The organism is Mangrovimonas futianensis (assembly GCF_021245805.1).
GTDB lineage: Bacteria > Bacteroidota > Bacteroidia > Flavobacteriales > Flavobacteriaceae > Mangrovimonas > Mangrovimonas futianensis.
The window spans coordinates 26,793-47,679 of the sequence record NZ_JAJJNF010000009.1 but is presented as its reverse complement, the minus strand read 5'-3'; the positions used below and the strand labels follow the sequence as shown (position 1 = coordinate 47,679).

The 20,887-nt window shown below is 36.5% G+C and carries 14 protein-coding genes; 6 read left to right on the top strand and 8 right to left on the bottom strand.

Features of this window, described 5'->3' with window-relative positions; genetic code table 11:
* Positions 1-138 precede the first annotated feature (138 nt).
* Genes LOK78_RS14360 through LOK78_RS14350 form a run of 3 tightly spaced genes read left to right on the top strand, consistent with a single transcriptional unit; the run spans position 139 to position 2,958 of the window.
* Complete coding sequence (locus tag LOK78_RS14360) at positions 139-732, top strand: ankyrin repeat domain-containing protein (protein ID WP_232635374.1); 594 nt, start codon at positions 139-141, stop codon at positions 730-732.
* Between the two features lie 17 nt (positions 733-749).
* Positions 750-1,859, top strand: coding sequence for an acyltransferase family protein (locus LOK78_RS14355; RefSeq protein ID WP_232635373.1), 1,110 nt, complete (start codon positions 750-752; stop codon positions 1,857-1,859).
* Positions 1,860-1,908: 49 nt separating this feature from the next.
* Positions 1,909-2,958, top strand: coding sequence for a serine hydrolase domain-containing protein (locus tag LOK78_RS14350; RefSeq protein WP_232635372.1), 1,050 nt, complete (start codon positions 1,909-1,911; stop codon positions 2,956-2,958).
* A gap of 119 nt (positions 2,959-3,077) precedes the next feature.
* Here LOK78_RS14350 and LOK78_RS14345 read toward each other — a convergent pair whose 3' ends face one another.
* On the bottom strand, positions 3,078-4,511 hold the full coding sequence (locus LOK78_RS14345; RefSeq protein WP_232635371.1) for an amidohydrolase family protein: 1,434 nt from the start codon (positions 4,509-4,511) through the stop codon (positions 3,078-3,080).
* Positions 4,512-4,675: 164 nt separating this feature from the next.
* On the opposite strand from LOK78_RS14345, the gene LOK78_RS14340 reads away from it, so the two are divergent.
* Positions 4,676-5,065, top strand: coding sequence for an iron chaperone (locus LOK78_RS14340; RefSeq protein ID WP_232635370.1), 390 nt, complete (start codon positions 4,676-4,678; stop codon positions 5,063-5,065).
* Between the two features lie 187 nt (positions 5,066-5,252).
* Entirely contained in the window at positions 5,253-6,719 is a 1,467-nt protein-coding gene (locus LOK78_RS14335) for an alpha/beta hydrolase family protein (RefSeq protein ID WP_232635369.1), read from the top strand.
* A 1-nt stretch (position 6,720) separates the two neighbouring features.
* On the opposite strand, the gene LOK78_RS14330 is transcribed toward LOK78_RS14335, so the two are convergent.
* The gene (locus tag LOK78_RS14330; RefSeq protein ID WP_232635368.1) at positions 6,721-8,280 is read right to left on the bottom strand and encodes a right-handed parallel beta-helix repeat-containing protein; all 1,560 of its coding nucleotides are present in this window, start codon (positions 8,278-8,280) and stop codon (positions 6,721-6,723) included.
* Between the two features lie 685 nt (positions 8,281-8,965).
* The gene (locus LOK78_RS14325; protein ID WP_232635367.1) at positions 8,966-10,048 is read right to left on the bottom strand and encodes an alpha/beta hydrolase family protein; all 1,083 of its coding nucleotides are present in this window, start codon (positions 10,046-10,048) and stop codon (positions 8,966-8,968) included.
* 247 nt (positions 10,049-10,295) lie between these two features.
* Between LOK78_RS14325 and LOK78_RS14320 the strand changes: the two genes are divergently transcribed.
* Entirely contained in the window at positions 10,296-10,652 is a 357-nt protein-coding gene (locus tag LOK78_RS14320; protein WP_197276738.1) for a PKD domain-containing protein, read from the top strand.
* A 133-nt stretch (positions 10,653-10,785) separates the two neighbouring features.
* Here LOK78_RS14320 and LOK78_RS14315 read toward each other — a convergent pair whose 3' ends face one another.
* From LOK78_RS14315 to LOK78_RS14295, 5 genes are read right to left on the bottom strand one after another with little or no spacing between them, the layout of a single operon-like run.
* Positions 10,786-12,747, bottom strand: coding sequence for a sialate O-acetylesterase (locus LOK78_RS14315; protein WP_232635366.1), 1,962 nt, complete (start codon positions 12,745-12,747; stop codon positions 10,786-10,788).
* Between the two features lie 5 nt (positions 12,748-12,752).
* A complete protein-coding gene (locus LOK78_RS14310) occupies positions 12,753-14,261 on the bottom strand; it encodes an alpha-L-fucosidase (protein ID WP_232635365.1) in 1,509 nt (502 codons plus the stop codon).
* Positions 14,262-14,270: 9 nt separating this feature from the next.
* On the bottom strand, positions 14,271-15,704 hold the full coding sequence (locus LOK78_RS14305) for a cellulase family glycosylhydrolase (protein ID WP_232635364.1): 1,434 nt from the start codon (positions 15,702-15,704) through the stop codon (positions 14,271-14,273).
* Positions 15,705-15,715: 11 nt separating this feature from the next.
* Positions 15,716-17,962 carry a beta-glucosidase family protein gene (locus tag LOK78_RS14300; RefSeq protein WP_232635363.1) on the bottom strand — a complete coding sequence of 749 codons (2,247 nt, stop codon included), beginning with the start codon at positions 17,960-17,962 and terminating at the stop codon, positions 15,716-15,718.
* A 37-nt stretch (positions 17,963-17,999) separates the two neighbouring features.
* Positions 18,000-20,873, bottom strand: a complete 2,874-nt coding sequence (locus LOK78_RS14295) for a TIM-barrel domain-containing protein (RefSeq protein WP_232635362.1) — start codon at positions 20,871-20,873, stop codon at positions 18,000-18,002.
* Positions 20,874-20,887: the final 14 nt, after the last annotated feature.

Here is a 20,887-nt window from a genome sequence, read left to right as displayed (position 1 = left end):
GATACTTCTGCATCATAATTTTCATGGTTTCTTCAAACTTGTCATATAAGGCGTCATTAGGATTTAGACCTGCATCAGCCTTTGACAGACCTTTGTATCATCAAATATTAATTAAATCACTATTAAAAAATTTAAATCATGAAAACTTTAAAAAATGTCACATCAAACAGGATCCTTTCAACAGCCATTTTGTTCCTTTTATTGCTAAATAGTTGTGCGCAATCTGACAAGAAAACAGCTAAAAACACTCCTGCAGAAGTTATAGAAAAAGTCGATAAACCTCATGTAGATATTCACACAGCCGTACTAACCGGAAATCTTGAAGCTGTCAAACAACATATTGATGCTGGAACCAATATCAATCAAAAAGAAGCCATGAGTGGCTCTACCCCTTTAATTTCTGCAGTGACCTTTAACAAACAAGACATTGCCAAAGCTTTAATTGATGCCAAAGCGGATATGTCTGTTAAAAACAATGATGGTTCCACTGCCCTACATACAGCTGCTTTTTTTGGACGTATTGAAATGGTTCAAATGCTTATAGATGCAAAAGCCGATAAGACTATCCGAAACAATTTTGGGGCGACCCCGAGAGAAACCGTTTTGGCCAATTTTGAAGAAGTTAAACCGATTTATGATATGTTGAAACTTCAATTGGAACCTTTAGGATTTGAACTTGATATGGAGGCACTTAAAAAAGCTCGTCCCGTAGTAGCCATGATGTTACAATAATTAAAAAATAGAACAAAATGACAACTGAAAGACGATATGATATTGATTGGTTACGAGTTATAGCTATTGGGTTATTACTTATTTACCACATTGCTGTGATTTTCCAACCATGGGCCCTTTTTATTGGGTTCATCAAAAGTGAGGATTCATTGGAGAATTTATGGACGCCCATGACCATGCTCAATGTATGGCGTATACCATTCCTATTTTACGTTTCAGGGATGGGACTGTATTTTGCCATGAGAAAAAGAAACTGGAAAGCCCTCCTTTTAGAGCGTAGCAAACGTATCCTTCTTCCCTTTGTGTTTGGTTTCTTTGCTATCTGCCCTTTGCATGTTTATATATTTCAGGATTATTACAACATGCCTTTGAGCTATTACCCAAGCAGAGGTCATTTATGGTTCTTGGGCAATATTTTTGCCTATGTCGTCTTACTGTCACCACTTTTTTTCTACCTTAAAAAACACAACCAAGGTCACTTTAAAAAGGTTTTAGCCAAATGGATGTCTTATGCCGTAGGTCCTTTATCTGTAAGCATTTTCTTTGTAATAGAAGTTGTATTGGTTCAACCCACCCTGTTTGAAATGTATGCCCTAACATGGCATGGTTTTTTTATAGGATTCCTCGCTTTCTTTTTTGGCTTTCTGTTTGTTTACAGCGGCATAACCTTTTGGCAAACGGTTACTAAATGGAAATGGTTTTACTTCGCGTTGGCAGCCTTTTTGTTTGCTTTAAGACATACAGGATTCGGAAATATTTCAAGTTTATCTCTTACTGCCATTGAGTCTAATTGTTGGATATTTGGGATTTTTGGACTGGGATACCAATACCTAAACAACCCAAGTACCATATTAAGTTATTTAAGTCAGGCCGCTTACCCCGTTTACATTATTCACATGTTTGTATTGTATGCTTGTGCCTGGGTTATATTACCTTTAAATTTAAACCCTTGGATCCAATTTATTGGCGTAACCGGTTTTACATTTTTGATTTGCTATCTCATCTATGAATTTATACTAAGAAGGATTCCGATTCTAAGACCATTTTTTGGTCTCAAATGGAGTTTAAAAACAAAGCATCAAGACAATCAAATTCCGGAAAAAGAAGTCAAACCACATTCCATATAAACATGATATATTTGAATCATCCTATCAACTTAAAATTTGTATTCAAACCATGAATAAAAAACAAAGACTAAACATCTTTAGGGTTTTCCTTTTCGCTGGAACCATCATCTCCCTATACTTTGTTCCCTGGATTTTAGTAAAAGCGTGGATACTTCCCTTACCTAAAACAATTGATGAGCAAATAAACCAATCTATTGACCTCGGATTTGAAGGTATGATAGTCTATGTTAACGAAGCAGGAAAGCAGCCTGTAACCTATACAGGAGGTTTTAAGAATAGAGAACAACAAGTACCAACTGATCCAGATGCTTTGTTTAAAATTGCTAGTATCAGCAAGTTATATGATGCTGTTGCTGTGACGAAATTGGTAGGTAAAGGTCGGTTATCTTTAGATACAACATTGGCAGAGTTTCTACCAGAGCTTGTTGGTAAAATAGAACATGCAGAAACAATCACTTTACGATTGATGATCCAACACCGAAGTGGCATTCCTAATTTTACAGATACACCTGACTTTTGGGCACATCCAACAACCTCTTTTGAAGAAAGTTTAGCATTAATTGAAGGAAAACCTGCAAATTTTAAACCTGGTAATAAGTATGAATATTGCAATACAAATTACTTGTTAATCAATAAGATTATGGATGATGTGTTGGGATATCCTAATTTTCAATTTATCCAAGATGAAATTCTAAACCCATTACAATTGCATAATACATTTAGTTCAGTGAATGAGGTAAATATTAACAACGTAATGGGTGGTTATCATGTTGGGTATCCTCATGACTTAAAAAACAATGATTTCGGAATGCATGCAACTGCAGAAGATGTAGGTAAGTTTATCAGAGCCTTAAATGAGGGTACTGTTTTTAAAAATGATGAAAAAGAAATATACGCTTCTATTTATGAATTTGAACATTCAGGTTGGGTGCCGGGTTACCAAAGTTTTGCTCACTATTATGAAGATATAGATACGGTTGTGGTTTGTTTTTATAACACCACCGACCCCAAGCTACTCTATTGGAACCTATCAGAAATTAATAATAAAAGAATATTTAAGATCCTTGAAAAGAAAAACAAAACCAATCGGAACAACTAAATAGGGAATTCAATAAAAACACCTTTAAATTTGAAGGATTCAACTGGAATCTATCGGAAATATTTAATAATCGAATCGTCAAGATTTTAAAGAAAAGCTAATTGTGGTAAACATAGCGCTTAATACTTTTTAAGCATAAACTCGATATACCTAACAAGAGAGACTATGAGGTTATTTCTACCTGTCCCTTCTTCCTGAAACTTATTGAGAGTTGATTCATCCAGCATTCTTCCCTTGATAAAAACGATTGAAGGTTGTTTTAATGCGCTTAAGTCATTTAATGGATTGTCCTTTAGCAGTAATATGTTAGCCGTTTTCCCTGTTTCGATTGTTCCTAAATTTCTCATAAAATCATGGGTCTTAGCAGGGTTGATAGTGGCTGTTTCAAGCACTTCAAAATTAGACAATCCAGCTTCTGAATAAAACTGAAGTTCTTGATGGATAGAAGACCCTGGGACTGTTACTCCGATGCCTGCATCTGTGCCACAAATGATATTAACCCCAGCACGATTCAGTTTGTTTAAAGCCAGGAGATGAAAGTTATGCTGCGCCTCAATTTTACCAACTATGGAATCATTTCTATTTTTTTCTGAAGCCCATCTGTCATATTGAGCTTGACTATCTACTTTTCTTATCAATGGATTCACCCCATTTAAATCCTGAGATTCCAAAATTTCATCATCTTGTAACATTCTATGAATATTATGATAAACCGTCAATGTTGGACAAAAAGATGTGTTTTCAGCTTCTTTAAATGATGCAACCACCTCATTCAATTTTAAAGTATCCAAGGTATAGTTTAAAGGCTGCTGTACAATATCTTCAGCATGCTCTATGGAAACTATAGGTGATTTAAAATGATACCTATAATCAACTAGATTAGAGGGATGGGCGACGATATCCAAATCATTCAGCTCTGCTTCCTCCATAATGATATCAAAGTAATCTTGAGGTAAACCATAATAGGTCTTTATAAAATCATATCCTTTTTCTTTTGTACTTCTTACCACTTCTCGCGCTTCTTCAGCACTAAACAATTGGTAATTATCATCACCTATAAATTCTGGTCCTGTCAGTTTAGGACCACTAGTAAAAAACAACGGACTATATATCTCATCATACTCTATGGCCTCCTTCATTCTTAGGTGCATGGGTTGCCCCCATAGGTTTCTGACCGTAGTAATACCATTTGCTAAATACAATCCGAGCTCATATTCATCCCAAACGTGTACATGCATATCTATCAAACCAGGCATTAAAAATTGATTTGTTCCATCTATAATGGTCACTTCATCAAGGTATATGTCATCTTCTATTTGGGTAATAATTCCTTTCTGTACTAAAACTGATTTATTGTTCATGACTGTATCCATGGTCATGGGAATGAGGTTGACATTTTTGATAAGAATTTTTTGGTCACTTTCTACGACATCTTTAGGTATGAGTAAATAGGATGTTTTTTGCCCATCAATTAAAAAAACACCTAAAATAATTAGAAATAAAATACCGATAATGACACCTATAACTTGGAAGATTCTTTTGATGAACCTCATAACTTTTAAAGAATTTGGGATTACCTTTTAAACCAAACAACCATTGATCCTTTGGACCTAGCTTTCAGAAAAAATAATCATAAGTTGAAGTAAATTTAGCACATACTTTAGTAACTTGAAACTCAATACACCATATTTATTTTTACCTCACTAAAAAGATATCCATGGGAAAAAAGGGACCGATGCCCACCTATAAAACGGTGGACGATTATATAGCACACCAACCACAAGAAGTCCAACAGGTTTTGGAAGAACTTAGAGCTATTATTAAGGAAGCTGCTCCAGAAGTGGTTGAAATATTAAATTACAAGATTCCTTGTTTTTCCTTCATTCCCAATGCCAAAAGAGACCAACAGATCATGATTGCAGGTTATGCTAAATTTGTTGGGTTTTACCCTTTCCCTACTACGATAGAAAAGTTTTCAGAAGCCTTGAAGGAATTTAAAAAAGGAAAAGGATCGGTTCAATTCCCTCTTGACAAACCTTTACCTAAGGATTTAATCAAAGAAATGGTTCAATACCGAAGGAAAGAACTTTTAAATGACGGTATTTAATCCTTTTGTTTAAAGCCAATAATTGGTGGCATAGTTTAAATATTCAGGAATTAAACAGAGGTCACTTTCCTTTCAAAAATTAAATTGGGTGATTTTAATAGATAGACAACCCAATTAAGGGGTGATTTGACCTTGTCACTTCAAAAGAGCCTATCTATTTTTGATTTGATAATCAACCATATAATCGATGACCTCTTTAGAAACCATACTTCTTATTGTTATTACCATTCTGCCTTTTATAAAGCGTTGGATTTTCAAATTTGTAAAACCCCTTTATGGTTCCATTTGTATAGGTATAATAATGGGCCTTCATTTATTGATTGATGGCTATCGTTGGCAAATGATTCCGGCATATGTAATAGCTCTCATTGTAGTTTGGAGGATTCAAACCTTAAACCTACAAAAGCCCAAACGTTTATCGTTCCTTAAAATTTTAGGGTTTACTTCATTGCTAATAATAGCAACTTTAGTTTGGTCCATTCCGAAGATACTACCAGTCTTCTCGTTACCAGAACCTAGAGGAAACTATCAGGTTGGAACACAAGATATTCACATCACCACAGATAGAAATGAACCTATTACAAAGGATTTGACTGATAAACGCTCATTTATGTGTAAGATTTGGTATCCTAGCGATCAAGATGTTTCCTCAAAGAAAAGCGAGCCTTATATTGATGAAGCCAGTCGGGAAGGCTTTGCTACAAAATATGGACTGCCAGCCTCGGCATTGAATTATTTGGACCATATTAAAACTTTTGTGTATCCGCACATAGCTGTAGCTAATAAAAAATTTCCTGTTCTAATTTTTTCTCATGGCTACGGATCAAAGGCGACGGGGTACTATGCTTTGTTGACCGAAATAGCAAGTCAAGGGTACATCGTTGTCAACATGAACCATACCTATGAGAGTCTGGGTACAACCTATCCTGATAGCAGGAAAGCTTTTTTTGATTATGATTTCCAAAGATCCATATCTGCCGATGCGATGTCAACTATAGAGCCAATTGCTAAAGCATTCAGAAGCAACCTGAGTTATGAACAAAGGCATCCCATCGTTAAAAAGGCGATTGCTCATTATTTTGAAGGAGACATACAAAACAGGTGGGCAGAAGATATTATTAGTGTCTTAGACCTACTCGAAAGCTGGAATGCAGAAGGTATCTTTAAAGATCATTTAGACCTCGATAAAATAGGTGTTTTAGGGCATTCTGTTGGGGGTGGAACAGCTGGTAATGTTGCCATGAAAGATTCCCGGATAAAAGCTGCAGCCAATTTAGATGGCATTCAGTGGGGAACTATGATTGATAGCACTTACCAAATTCCCTATCTATACATTTCTGCTGATTGGCCTGCCGACCATGAAGACATAAATTCACACATTTACATCAACAAAAGCCATGACTATTTCTATGAAGCAAAGCTTTTGAATTCAGGACATCCCAATTTTATGGATATCCCATTTATGATTCCCGTTCCTGATTTGGCAGGAACGGGAACTATTGATCCCTATCTGGGAATGGAAATCGTTACTAAAACAATCCTTGCCTTTTTTGACAAACATTTAAAAAATCAAGTTGATGCTAATCCTCAAGACTTAGCGAACCAATATGAGCTTTTAGAGATGCAAACATTTAAAGGGGACTCTATTCGTTAGACTATAATGTTTCAGGAAATTCATGTGCACCTATATCTTGTGAGCTACCCACCAAATGTGGATTTCCAAAATAATCCTGCACATTGACGTCCAAATCTAAATTGACACCAGCATCTATTAGTGGTGAATTTGAATCTAATTGGTAATTGAACAAGTTAGGATTTTCATAGGAATTTCCTTCAAACTGAATTTTGTTATGGGCGTCAATACCACCATACAAAATGTTATTCTTTACTTGTACTACATTTTGATTCCAATTATTATAAGACATAAACGCCAAATTTTCGTTTTGAATCACTGTATTGTTGAAGAAATAAATACCTGAAATCGAGTTTGGTGAAGCCATATTGAAAATAAATAAACTACCACTATAACCATTGGCATCATTATCTGAAATATTATATCTCACCATGATGTTAGACATATCTCTGGCACCTTCAAATTGTCCTACCTGAAATCCAGCTCCAAAATTATCATGAGAATAGTTGTACTGCATAGTTCCATTAACAACTCCTCCATCCAAATCAAAGGCTGCTCCATCACAACCTTGACTCATGATATTATAGACCTCATTGTGCTCTATAAGCACATCTTTAGCATCCCAATACCAGATACCGCAGTTACCACCACAATGGGTATTATCGTAACCACTGTCATGTACTTCACTACTGGAGATTGATGAATATTGAACATCAGATAATACAATACCATTTCCACTATGGCTCCAAGCATTATCCCATCCACTTATGTTGTAAACATGGCAATCTGAAACATGAATATTTTCATGAGAGTATCCCACTTTACTTTGACTGAAAAATCCCTTTGATTGAATACCACTTTCCATACAGTCAAAAACCGTACAATCTGTTATTAGAACCTCAGAAAATCCAGAAGTATCATTAACTCCTTCGATTTGAATCCCCGTATAGGCACCACTAACATTTAAATTGGCTAATGAAATATCTTCCAATTTGGTATTTCCTTGTAAGTCATTTAGTAGGTTAATTCCATTTCTTGGAAATTCACCAGGTGCAACCGATGGTACAGCCACATTAAAACCTATTAATTCCAAACCAGAAGTATTAATAACGTCTACCCCTTGTAAGGTAGCTGTTCCTGATCCATAAGAACTAACCATAATTTTATTGTTTGGGTCTCCCCCATCATTAGAATCCAAAGTTAGGACGCCATAAGTGGCACCTCCTTGGAACATGATTGAAAATCCTGGATTCACATGTTCTTCACTAGCTCTTTCACTAGTTTTCCAAGCCGTTTCAGGGCTTAACCCATCATTGGCGTCATTACCTGTGGGTGAAATAAAAAAGGTATTAGTAACTGCAGGTGTATCCTCAGAAGATTCACTGACATCTTCCTGGTTTTCTGCAAGTACCTCTTCGGTTTCTAAACCTTGCTCAACAAGATCCTCTGTTTCTGAAGTACACCCAAAGAACATGGGTACTAACATAATGATTCCGAACTTGACAGTTGTTCTATAAGAACTAACTAATTGCTGGGTTAACCATGCTCGGGTACTGGAGTGATTTTTTTTGGGGCTAATCATTCTCTAATCCGTTTAAAAATTAATATGTCTCTTAAATGATTTCTTAAAAACCTAGAAAAGAAATACGATTCTACACGGTTTAGAATAAAACAATTGAACTTCAGTGCTTATTAAATTACATCTTATCATTATGGGATTGAACTTTCAACCTTGAATGCTATTGATAAATCCTATAAGACAAAGAACCATTGTTAATTACTAAAAGGTGCTCCCCAATTGGGAAAAAATTTAGGGAGTGGTCGCTATTAATTAATCATTTCTTGTTGCCAAATGTATTTATATATTTTAAAAAAACAAACAAAAAAGTGTATTTTATCGTCAAAAAAGTGTTTTTAATCGATATTTAAGGAATTTTCTTACCGATATAACGTTTCTTGTTCGATCAAGAATATGATATCACCCCTATTTATGTATTTCAGTGGCTATATCACCCATTAATTCTTTGGTAGTTTGTCTTATATTTTGATACCATACAAGAAGTCAATTTTGCTAACGAATGCCATAGTTATGATTTCTACATCTACACTCGGAAAGCAATTGTATTAAGTTATTCTTACATTGAATGTGCTTTCAATTGGAAAAACCTCCAACTTATTCTAAAAGGGAAATTGTTTTACACCACAATTGAAAAGAATGAGTTGGTTTTAGTAAATCTGAAATTTCTACCAACCATTTTTGGGATCTCTTATTCTGTTTTTTCTTTAATCCAGTCAAGCACAATAGTCATTGCTTGTGGAGAAAAAGTTTGCTTGATGGTTCCATATTCATTTGGTAAGCCTGTTTCACTTTCTTGAAATAAATGGTTCAATTTTTCAAGCTCCAAAACCGTCACATTCTTATTGCCATTCTCATGGAGGATTTTCTCAATAGCTGCTAGATTTTCTTTGGGTGGCACTTGTAAATCATTTGATCCATTAAGAGCCAAAACAGGGCAAGTGGTTTTACTCAAAACTGTTTGCGGGTCAAACTTTATAAAGTCGGTTAACCATGGCCATGACATCTGCTTTGAAAGGATATTGATTTGATTTTCTGGCAACATGGCTCCAAACACTTTTGTGAAGTAATCTTTTAGTTCTCCTTGTAATTGCACTCTATCCTCTGATTTTAAAATAAGGTCATAAGCCCCCTTCATATTATTTTGTCCCTGTGCAATTCCAAATTGTGGAACACCCGCTTTTCTCTCAATTAATTCTTTTTGCAATAACATCAATTGATCACCCCTTATACCAGAGCCAGCAAGAAGTACAATAAAAGCAACCTCTTTATTTTCACTTGCCACAATGGGTGCAATGACGCCTCCTAAACTATGTCCTATCAAGCCTATTTGGGAGTGATTCAGTTCTTTTCTGGATTTTAAATATTGAAAAGCACTTTCAGTATCGTTTACAAAGCCATCCAAACCTGTGTCGTTGTAACTACCCTGTGATTCACCTGTCTCTCTATCATCTACGCGTAAGACAGCTATACCATTATTAGTCAAATAATCAGAAATGACCAGAAATGGTTTATGTTTTAAGAGCTCTGAATTTCTATCTTGAGGCCCGCTTCCACTTATCAGAATAACTGCAGGGAAGTTGGAACCCTTTTTTGGATATGTTAAGGTCCCAGCCAAAGAAATATGATCCACCTTGTTTTCAAAAACGACATTTTCAGAAACATAATCAAATGGCTCTTTGGGCTCCTGTGGTCTATTGGTTTGTGCAAATAGACATAGGGAGGTCGATATTAACAACAAAAACATGGAGATGGTTTTCTTATTTAAATTCATACCTTAAAAGATTTTGAAAACTAATACTTAAATGATTGAAACGGGTCCTCTCAAAGATAGATAAAGAAGCTATTTAACTCTTGGAATTCTTAAAGAAATCAAGGAACCAAACCTTATATACTTCTGCTTCAAAAAGTAAAAAATCAAAAAAAGGATAATACTTTCCATAGGAAAGAAATTTTAAAAAATAGAATTACTTGTCAAATAAAAATCTATTTTTAAGTTCATAACAAAAATCCTTATGACCATGAAAATCAAATTTTTATACTTAATGATCATTACAGTATCTACTATCATTTTATCATGTAGTGATGATGATGCTGATAGCTTTTTCAGTTGCCTTGGAGAAACATCGATAACTCACATAGTACATAATATTGACTCAAATAATGCCCTACAAGTAAATTTTGAGATTGAATACAATGGGGACTATAGTTTATCAAATGTTCAATGGGATTTTGGAGATGGTTCATCAGGATCAGGAGCAACTACTTCTCATACCTACAATTCGGCTGGAACCTACTTAATAAAAGCAAGTGTGTCTGTAAATGAAGAAGGTAACAACTGTTCTTTCACGAAAGACAAGTCAATTACGGTAGATTAGAAAATCTCCTTTAATCCTATTGTATTAAAAGAATTCTATAGACATAACTTTTTTCTAAGCACTATTTAATCTTTAAAACAAAAAAGCTACCAAATTTAAATTTGGTAGCTTTTTTTTAAGTTCACGTATTCCTCTATTTCAAATCTGAAATCATATAAGATTCTTTTGCTGTGGACAATTCCCAATCATCTGTTCTAAAAGGCTCCATAGGGAATCCTGCCTTATTATATACATTACACGCGCTAGCATCATCTGCCCAACCATATCTAACGGCAACCGGATTTGATATGCTATCATTGGAAATCAGAAGTTTTCCGTTTTTAATTTCAACTTGTGCTGTCACAAATTTTTTGTCAGCTCCTGCCACCTCAAATCCTTTTGGAATACCTTGTTCATCTTTCACCTTGAACCCATCCTTGACATGCTCAAAGGATAAAACCACTTGATTTCCTTTAATGGTGTGCGATTTAAAAGTTGGTCCCTGATAAGTGACTTTCTTTTCATAATCCTTATTTAAGGCAATGGCTGCCAAACGTAAACCAACATCCTGTTTGTTTCTTGGATGTATGTCCTTAGGATTACCAATATCAACTGTTACACACATTTCTGTGTTCTTTACATTCTCAACGGTGTAGGCTTGTGCTTCCCTTAATTCGGCCCATTTACTTCCCACATTGCTATTTCCATTAAATTCATTAAAACTGGACAATTGCACAAAATAGAATGGAAAAGCACCTTCCCCCCATTTATTTCTCCAATTTTCAATCATCAAAGGAAAAGACTTTTTGTATTCTACTGCTCTATGAACATTGGCTTCTCCCTGATACCAAATCACCCCTTTAACCGCATATGGAATTAATGGGTTTACCATGGCATTATAGAGTAAAGAAGGAAAACTATTGGGAGAAAATTGGGTTACTACTTCAGCAACGTTAAATTTCCATAAGCCTGCTAGGGAAATATCAGAACCTTCAACGGTTAACTTCAAGTCAGATGGAGATCCATAAATTCCGCCTCCGCCAATGTAATCGGTCACTTTTACGGTGATGGTATTTTCACCTGATTTTAAAATACCGGTTGGAATTTTATACACTCTGCTTACATCATAACCAGAGGTTGTTCCTACTTCTATGCCATTCAAATAAGTGATATCATCGTCATCAATTTTTGACAAGTGCAATAGCGCCTCTTTTCCGGCCAAGTCAGAATCAATATTAAAAGTTTTTCTAAACCATACTTCTCCATCCAAATTAGGAAGCATTCTATTTTCCCATAGCTCAGGTAAATTCATCTCTGGCCAGCTTGAGTCATCATAAACGGACTTAATCACTTCTGAAGGATTGTCATTTAACAGTTTCTGACCTTGCAACATTTCTACAGTGCCTATCAACTTTTGTTTTTGGATTTTAAGCATACTGTCAATATCCAAGTTCGGCAGATTTGACATGAAATGTGCAAACTCAGGTACTTCTTCCAAAGCATCTTTACTGGTCCAAGTTTCTACACAAGTACCACCCCAAGTGGTGTTAATGATACCTATTGGCACTCCCAATTCTTGATAAAGCTTTTTGGCAAACATAAATCCAACTGCAGTAAACTCACCAATATTTTCAGGATTACTCTCTTTCCATTGTCCTTCAGTCAAACGATCTTTTGGTACGGTGCTCATTTCACTTGGAACCAAGAATTGTCTGATTTCTGGATAGTTGGAATCCTTCTGTTCGACATCGGCATTCTGAATATTACTCATTGCCCATTCCATATTGGATTGACCACTTGCAATCCAAACTTCACCTACTAAGACATTTTCAATTTTAATGGTATTGTTCCCTTTAACGGTAAGTGTAAAAGGACCTCCATGTTTTTCGGGATTCAAGGTCACACGCCATTTACCATGTTCATCTGCCTGGGTTTTTATGTTTTGTGCTTTGAAATGGACTTCAATATTCTCTCCTGGTTTAGCCCAACCCCAAACAGGAATTGCTTGGTCTCTTTGCATAACCATTCCGTTTGAGAACATAAGCGGAAGTTCCACATCTGCCAAAGCATTTAAGGAAATTAGCCCAATTAAGAGTGTTAAAATATGTTTTATCATGGCATTTATTTATCTATTGCAATTTTAATGACAAAAGCTTTGTCATCTATCATTTGATTAGGGGTTTGAATATGTAATCCATCTGGTTTTAATTCAAAAGACACTTCTTTATCATATCCCAAAATAGAAACATTTGATACCTGACGATTTGTATTTGAAAAAGATTCAAGGACCACTTCTACATCATTCCCGGGCCACCCTAGGACAATAGCATAGATATGATTGTCTTTTCTAGTATATCGAACATCTTGAGCGGTATATGACAGTTTATCCAAAAACATCCCTGATTTTTCCTGTCTCGTGGGACCTTCACCAAAAACATCCCAAGTTGAAGAAGCATAGATGGCTTCTCCATTTACTTTGAGCCATTCCCCAATAGACAATAAAATTTCTTGTTGATCTTGAGGAATTTCCCCACTAGGTTTGGGTGATACATTTAGCATCATAGCCCCATTTTTACTAACAATATCGGCCAGCAAATCAACAATTTCATCGGCTGTTTTTAATCCCAAATTATTTACATAACTCCAGCTACCTACTGATACGGTCTCGTCTGTTAACCAATAATCCTTTGTGATTTTATTCATTCTCCCCTTCTCAAAATCTTCCACGCTAACAGATTTTGGCAATTCCCCTTCTTTGTGGGTTATCACTACTTCTTGTCCTCTCGCTAAAGATTCATTGATATAATAAGCAGCAAAATCACGTTTATAGGCGTCTGGAATTTTATCCAATTTGCTATCGAAATAAATTAAATCGGGATGGTAACCGTCAATGACTTCTTTAAGTTCGCCCAACCAGTTTTTGTAGAACTGTTCCTTCGGAATATTTCCATACATAACACTAATTATAGAGTCTTCCGAAGAAGTTGCCATATTAGGATTGTAGGGAAAATATGAAGTATCTTCTAACCACTTGGTAGAGTCATTTTTAAAAATTTGAAGATTCCTTGCTTTATGAAAAGATGTAACAAACTTCATTCCCTTACTGTGAATTGCCTCTCCTAGCTCTCCTAAAATATCTCTATGAGGTCCTTTATCCATGGAATTCCACGGATTGATTTTGCTATCCCAATTGGACCATCCGTCATGATGGATGGCTACAATACCACCAAACTTAGCGCCTGCCTTTTCAAAAAGATCAGCCCATTCTTGAGCATTAAAGTTTTCTGCCTTAAACATGGGCACAAAGTCATGATAACCAAATTCTGATAAAGGTCCGTAAGTTTCTACTTGGTGTCTGTTTTCGTCAGTGCCTTCTATATGCATGTTTCTAGGATACCAATCATTGGCATAAGACGGAACAGATAACAATCCCCAGTGGGCATAAATTCCGAATTTAGCCTCTTTGAACCACTTTGGAGCTTCCTCATAAGAAGCCAATGAATCCCAATTGGAAGCATAATGAGGAACACTAACCTCATTATGCTTTTCATTGGGTTTACAACTAAAAAAAAGACTAACTACAAATAAAATGTAAACGTAATGTTGTAATATGTTTGATGTCCTAGACATACTATACTATTAAAGATTAGAGGTAATCGCATCAATGATTACTGGAAAATATTCCTCTCCATTAGCGCGATTAAACAAGCCCATTTGGTGATCATCTGGATATCCATTATCCCAAATGATTGGAACCAATTGATGCTGTAATGCGGATTCTGTTGTTTTTTGATAATAATATTCACGGTAAACTTCAGCATCGTCAACATTGGCTCTATAACTAGCGCCATATTCCCCTAAAATCACACCGATGCCTTGACTCACATAATTGTCATACATTTTTTGGAATTGCGTATCTAACCAATCTTCATTTCCCCAACCAGCAGTTGCAGATGGATCGGTAGCAATAGCGCCCCATTGCCAAGTATCATCATTGCTAACGTTTAATGTATAATCATAAGGGTCATAGTAATGAACTTCCATCAACATACGGTTTTCAGTTGGATCAGTAGGAATGGTTGCAAAATTCACGGTATGATCAATATTGGTATTGAATCCTTGTACCGTTAAATAACGGTAAGCATTGCGTCCACCAGTTTCTCTCACTGTAGATATAAAAGTTTGGTTGAAACTATTTTGAACCGTATAATATTCCTCAGTAGGGGTTCCGTAATCTCCTTCTACCATGACTTCATTGGTTCCAGCAAAAAGAAGGTGGTAATCATAATCTCTAAAATGGATAGCTATTTGTTGCCACATTTTGCTCAATCGGTCATTAACATAGTCTTGATCTTCATATGTTGGTTGCATCCAACCGCCATCCCAATGGATATTTAAAACGACATACATATCGTTATCCAATACATAATTAACGACTTCTTCCACTCTATTCAAGCCTTCCAAACTAATGGTATAATTAGCATCTCCTTCTTGAATGTAGTTACTCCAAGCTACTGGAATTCTCACGGTGTTAAAGCCTGCTGCCTTCACACCGTCCATTAACTGTTGGTTAATCGCTGGATTTCCCCAAGAAGTTTCTCCTCCAACGGCATCCAATGAATTTCCAACATTCCATCCAACTCCCATCAATGAAGTCAATTCAACAGCTGTATAATCACTCATACCACTTGAATCTGGAGGCAAGGTTGTTATTGATGCCAACTGTGTTACTTGAATCGTCAAAGTTTTTTCTGAAGTAGTCACGTTGATAACAGCAGATCTTCCTTGTGCAGCTGGATTAGCCTCAGCGACAACTTCAATGGTTGCGCTTGCCAAACCAGAGGTTTGAGAGAAACTCAACCATTCGGCGTTAGAACTCACTCCCCAAGCGATGCTCATAGAAGCATTAATTTCAAAAGAGTCAGTTCCTCCATTGGATACAAACTCTATGGGTCTACTATCGATTGAAATATCACTTTTAGCAATATCCCCATCATCATCGTTACAGGACATAACCCCTAAAAGCAATGCTACTAGCCATGTCATTTTTAATAATTGATTAAAAGCCTTCATTTGAAAATTTTTTATTTAATAGTTATTTGAACCTTTGATAATATGTTTCTTGATGAGTTACCCACTTGAATGGTATAAGCTCCTTTTTCCACTTCCCAAGATTTGGTGTCGACATTGTAAAAAGCCAATTCCTTTACAGGAATTTCAACAGTTGTATTCTTTGTACTTCCAGCATCAACTTCTACTTTACTAAACCCTTTTAATTCTTGAGCTGCACGCTCCACCTTAGATTCTGGTTTAGAAACATATACTTGAACCACTTCTTTACCTGAAACTACTCCTGTATTTTCAACAGAAACTTCTACGGTAATGGTGTCATTCAAACCATAATCAGATTTATCTGTTTTTAGATTAGAAAGTGAAAAATTAGTGTATGATAACCCATATCCGAAAGGATAAAGTGGTTCAACATTTTTAGTGTCAAACCAACGGTATCCTACCAAAATACCTTCGTCATAAGAAACAGTTTGATCTCCAGGGAAGCTATTGGTAGCATGTGCTGGAGAATCTTCTAATCTCAATGGCATGGTCCATGGTAATTTACCAGAAGGATTCACGGTTCCTAAAATAACATCAGCCAAGGCATTTCCACCTTCAGAACCATTAAACCAAGACCAGATAACAGCTTTTGATTGATCTGCCACCTTTTTGATGTCAAATGGAGCCCCAGCAATAAAAACCACTATGGTATTAGGATTTACTGCCAATACTTTTTCGATTAATTCTTCTTGACCAAAAGGAAGCGCTAAAGTAGCTCTATCTGAAGCTTCTGTCTCATAATCACGGTTGGATCCAGCAAAAACAATCGCCATGTCAGAATTTTTAGCAGCCTCTAAAGCTTCTTCCAACATTTTTGGGTCTAATTCATTAATAGTTACTGGACCGTTTAGGGTAATATCTCCTAATTTGGCCTTTTCATTATTGGAATAGCGCTCCAAATAGCCTTCTGCATAATTGATCGTGATGTCTGATGGCAATCTATTTTGAAGCCCTTCCAAAGGTGTTACTTCTCTTTTTGTTTTTACACCAGCCCCAAATCCGCCAAGAGCATTTTTCTTTTTGGCGTTATTACCTATAACGGCAATACTTTTAACTCCTTCTGTCTTTAATGGCAATAAGTTGTTTTCATTTTTCAAAAGCACCACACTTTCAGCTGCAATGGCATAAGCATCTTGGAAATGTGCCTCGGTGCTGATACTTCCCTTAGCGCGACCTTTATCGTCAACACTTTTTAGAGTGTACATCATTCTTAAGATGCGCTTCACGGACTTATCAACTTGTTTTTCATCAATTTTTCCATCTTTAACAGCTTGAATCAAAGCATCGGCGAAATAAAACTCGTTGAATGGTTTTGGGGTACCCATTTCAATATCGGTTCCACTTTCCAAAGCTTTTTTAGTATCGTGAACTGCTGCCCAATCGGAAATAACGATTCCCTCAAATCCCCATTCGTTTCTCAACACTTGATTAAGCATGTAGTCATTCTCACATAAATAGTCTCCCCTAAACTTGTTGTAAGCTCCCATAAAGCTATAAGCATGGGCTTCTTCAACCGCTGCTTTAAATGCAGGCAAATAGATTTCTCTTAAAGTTCTTTCGTCTATTTGAACATCCACAAAGTCCCGATGGGTTTCTTGGTTATTGGCAGCAAAGTGCTTCACGCAAGCGGCCACATCATTTTCTTGAAGACCAACAATAAATGGCACTGTTAGCTTTTTATTTAGGAAAGGGTCTTCTGTAAAGTATTCATAAGTTCTTCCTCCTAACGGTGTTCTAATGATATTGATAGCTGGAGATAACAACACGTCTTTGTCCCTTGCTATCGTTTCTTCCCCTACACTGTTTCCAAAAACATAAGCTAAATCTGTGTTCCAGGTTGCTGCTACGCCACCAGCTGCTGGATAATAGGTAGCAAAATCATTATCCCAACCTGCAGGAGCCCAAGAATCTAATGAAATCTCTTCTCTAACACCTAGTGGTCCGTCTGCCATAGTTAACTCAGGAATTCCCAATCTTTCCACTGCCGCTGTTGCAAACATGGTACTACCATGCAACATACCAGCTTTTTCCTCTAAAGTCATGGCCGAAACCAAACTGTCAATTTTAGAATCAAATTCCTTGGAAATCGGTGTACCCTGATAGGCCTTTGATTTCTCAACCTGAACCGAAGCGGTTTCTTCAGTCTTTTGTTCATTTTTACAGGATGTAAAAACCATGGCTACAGCCATTACAGAACTATATATAAGTTTGTTATTCATTATAGTGTGTTTTTTAATACTTCTTCTCTAACTTTTTTTATTGCAATTGAATGGTCTGAGACGCTCCATCATATTCGACAGTTTGTCCTTGATTATCAAAGGTCATCCCTACTGGATGCTCCTTGTCAACTGATACTATGGTAAACTTTCTATTGGCCAACATGCCTTCAAATGCCCCTTCTCTTTTACCAATGGTCAAAGTGCCTTCAGCGTCATTGTATTCAAATGGAATGTTGGTGTACTTCCCTTTTTCATAATTGTAGTTAACCGCTTCGTCTTCATACAAATTGAATGTCCCATCAGCACCTCTATATACATAAATCACTAAGTGATCTGCTGGTTTTTCATCAGTATATTGAATTTGTGGTCCTGTAGGAATAATGGCTCCTTCACGAACATAAAGCGGAATTCTTCCATAAGGCGCTTCTGCAGTTTTGGTTTGACCACCCTGGATCCAAGTTCCTGTGTAAAAATCATACCAATTGCTTGTGCTTGGGAAGTATACCTCACGACTACGAGCTTCGTACTCATATACTGGATTCACCATAAGCGACGGACCAAACATAAATTGGTCACTGATATTTTCTACTTTTCTATCTTGAGCGAAATCCATAACCAATGGACGCATGATGGTGTAATCATCAAAATAGGTTTTACCTGCCAATGTGTAGATGTAAGGCATTAATCTATATCTCAAATTGGTGTAGTACAAGATAGATTCATAAGCTGGATGCCCTTCCGGAGCAATGTTCCAAGCTTCTCTAAATGGATATTGACCATGAGCACGATATAATGGTGCAAAGGCACCAAATTGATACCAACGGGCATTTAATTCTCTCCATTCTTTGTAATCGGCATTTTCCTTTCCATTCCCATTATAAGCTATTTGAGCGGCTACATAACGATCTTCTACACAAAATCCACCTATATCCATAGTCCAGTATGGAATTCCAGAAACAGCAAAGTTCAATCCTGCAGAAATTTGGGCTTTCATATCTTCCCATCTGGTGGCGATGTCCCCACTCCATGTAGCGGTAGAGTAACGTTGTAATCCTGCGAAACCAGATCTTGTCAACAAGAATACACGCTTGTTTGGTGCCACACTTCTTTGACCATCATAAATGGCTTCAGCATTCATTAAGGCATAGGTATTAAAATATTCGGTTGAAGGCCCTAAAGCTGTTGGTCCTTGTAAAGCCTTACGGTACTCCATATCGGTACAATCCAAAACATTTGGCTCACTAGCATCCATCCACCACGCATCTATATTTAATGGGTAGTAATGCTCATAAATTTGATTCCAGAACAATTTTCTAGCTCCAGCTGAATAGGCATCATAAAAAGATCCTATGTAACCAGGTCCTACCCAGTCACGAATACTATCCTTTATAGCCTGTTGATACATCCATCCTTTTTCATCAAATTCTTTAAAGTGTTCGGTATTTTTGTAGAATTTAGGCCAAACTGAAATCATCATTTTTCCATTCATTTGGTGAATGGAATCGACCATTCCTTGAGGGTCTGGAAAACGAGCTTTATCAAATTCATGGCTTCCCCATTGGTCTTCCTCCCAGTGGTTCCAATCCAATACGATATTATCAATCGGAATGTTTCTTTCTCTAAATTCCTTTAGGGTGCCTAAAATCTCATCTTGGGTTTTATAACGTTCTCTACTTTGCCAGTAACCCATTGCCCATTTAGGCATGACTTGAGATTTTCCAGTTAACGTGCGGTAACCTTTAATGATTTCGTCCATATTGCTTCCATAAACAAAATAATAGTCCATTTTTTTGTTCATTTCGCTCCACCATACTTGATTCCCTTTTTCTTCTTCCAATTGTGGCTTTCTCACGCGAAGCCCACAATAGGAACTTCCTCCATCAGGTTTCCATTCAATTCGCAATGGAATACGCTTTCCTGCCTCCATATTGAAATTGAATTTATAGCTGTTAGGATTCCAAGCGGTTCTCCAACGTTCTGGAACCATCAATTCGTCATTTAAATAGACTTTTATGTATCCTGCATAGTAAAGGATAAATTTAAATTCACCACTTTGAAAAGCTTCAATATCACCTTCATAAAGCACATTGGCCTTTTTCAAAGGAAAGTTTTGTGGTAAATTCTTGATACTTTTTACATCTTCAAAGAAAATAGAAGGCTCGTCCCTAACAATGGTTTGACCTCCATTTTCTGGAGTTTTGTAGGTTCCTGTCAAGGCATTTTCCTTTCCTTCCTTATCATAAAGTTTGAACACTTCATTAAGTTGCTCATAGGGTCTGCTGTCTCCAAAACGGCTTAAGGCATAGCTATCCCAAAGCAACCCATAATTTTTATTTGAAACAATGAAAGGTACAGACACCTTGGTGTTATACTGAAATAGTTCTTCACTTTTATCCTTATAATTAAATTCATCAGACTGATGTTGCCCTAAACCATAAAACGCTTCATCCTCTGGAGAATCAAATATTTGACGAACAGAATATCCATCAGTACCTTCTACTTGTATGGGCTCAAAAGTTTTCCCGCCTCCTTCTTGTTCAGACAAAATGACTTTGCCTTCTTTATCCTTAAAAGTAATCCCTCCATCTACCGAAGAAACCAAAACATTCAAGACTTTAGTAGAAACCGAAATAGAATCCCCTTGTTGGGACACATCAAAAGAAGCTGGTTTTAAACCAGGAAGTATAATTAAGCTAGAATCCTTAGGAAATTCCTTTTGAGGTGTTGCTGACACATGTACCAAACCATCACCTAATACCTGCAAGCTTAATGTTGATGCTCCATGCTCCTGTGGTTGGCTGAGATTGACCACAATCCCATCATCTGTTTTTTGATATGGTGCTTGTTCCTTATTACAAGAAGCTAAAAGCACTCCTGTCAACAAACCTAGATATAATCTACTTCTTTTCATTTTTTTTATATTTT

What these genes read in the sequence shown, in the direction of transcription:
- LOK78_RS14360 (WP_232635374.1), top strand. Translation starts at nt 139, where the DNA reads ATGAAAACTTTAAAAAATGTCACATCAAACAGGATCCTTTCAACAGCC.
- LOK78_RS14355 (WP_232635373.1), top strand. Translation starts at nt 750, where the DNA reads ATGACAACTGAAAGACGATATGATATTGATTGGTTACGAGTTATAGCT.
- LOK78_RS14350 (WP_232635372.1), top strand. Translation starts at nt 1,909, where the DNA reads ATGAATAAAAAACAAAGACTAAACATCTTTAGGGTTTTCCTTTTCGCT.
- LOK78_RS14345 (WP_232635371.1), bottom strand. Translation starts at nt 4,511, where the DNA reads ATGAGGTTCATCAAAAGAATCTTCCAAGTTATAGGTGTCATTATCGGT.
- LOK78_RS14340 (WP_232635370.1), top strand. Translation starts at nt 4,676, where the DNA reads ATGGGAAAAAAGGGACCGATGCCCACCTATAAAACGGTGGACGATTAT.
- LOK78_RS14335 (WP_232635369.1), top strand. Translation starts at nt 5,253, where the DNA reads ATGACCTCTTTAGAAACCATACTTCTTATTGTTATTACCATTCTGCCT.
- LOK78_RS14330 (WP_232635368.1), bottom strand. Translation starts at nt 8,280, where the DNA reads ATGATTAGCCCCAAAAAAAATCACTCCAGTACCCGAGCATGGTTAACC.
- LOK78_RS14325 (WP_232635367.1), bottom strand. Translation starts at nt 10,048, where the DNA reads ATGAATTTAAATAAGAAAACCATCTCCATGTTTTTGTTGTTAATATCG.
- LOK78_RS14320 (WP_197276738.1), top strand. Translation starts at nt 10,296, where the DNA reads ATGAAAATCAAATTTTTATACTTAATGATCATTACAGTATCTACTATC.
- LOK78_RS14315 (WP_232635366.1), bottom strand. Translation starts at nt 12,747, where the DNA reads ATGATAAAACATATTTTAACACTCTTAATTGGGCTAATTTCCTTAAAT.
- LOK78_RS14310 (WP_232635365.1), bottom strand. Translation starts at nt 14,261, where the DNA reads ATGTCTAGGACATCAAACATATTACAACATTACGTTTACATTTTATTT.
- LOK78_RS14305 (WP_232635364.1), bottom strand. Translation starts at nt 15,704, where the DNA reads ATGAAGGCTTTTAATCAATTATTAAAAATGACATGGCTAGTAGCATTG.
- LOK78_RS14300 (WP_232635363.1), bottom strand. Translation starts at nt 17,962, where the DNA reads ATGAATAACAAACTTATATATAGTTCTGTAATGGCTGTAGCCATGGTT.
- LOK78_RS14295 (WP_232635362.1), bottom strand. Translation starts at nt 20,873, where the DNA reads ATGAAAAGAAGTAGATTATATCTAGGTTTGTTGACAGGAGTGCTTTTA.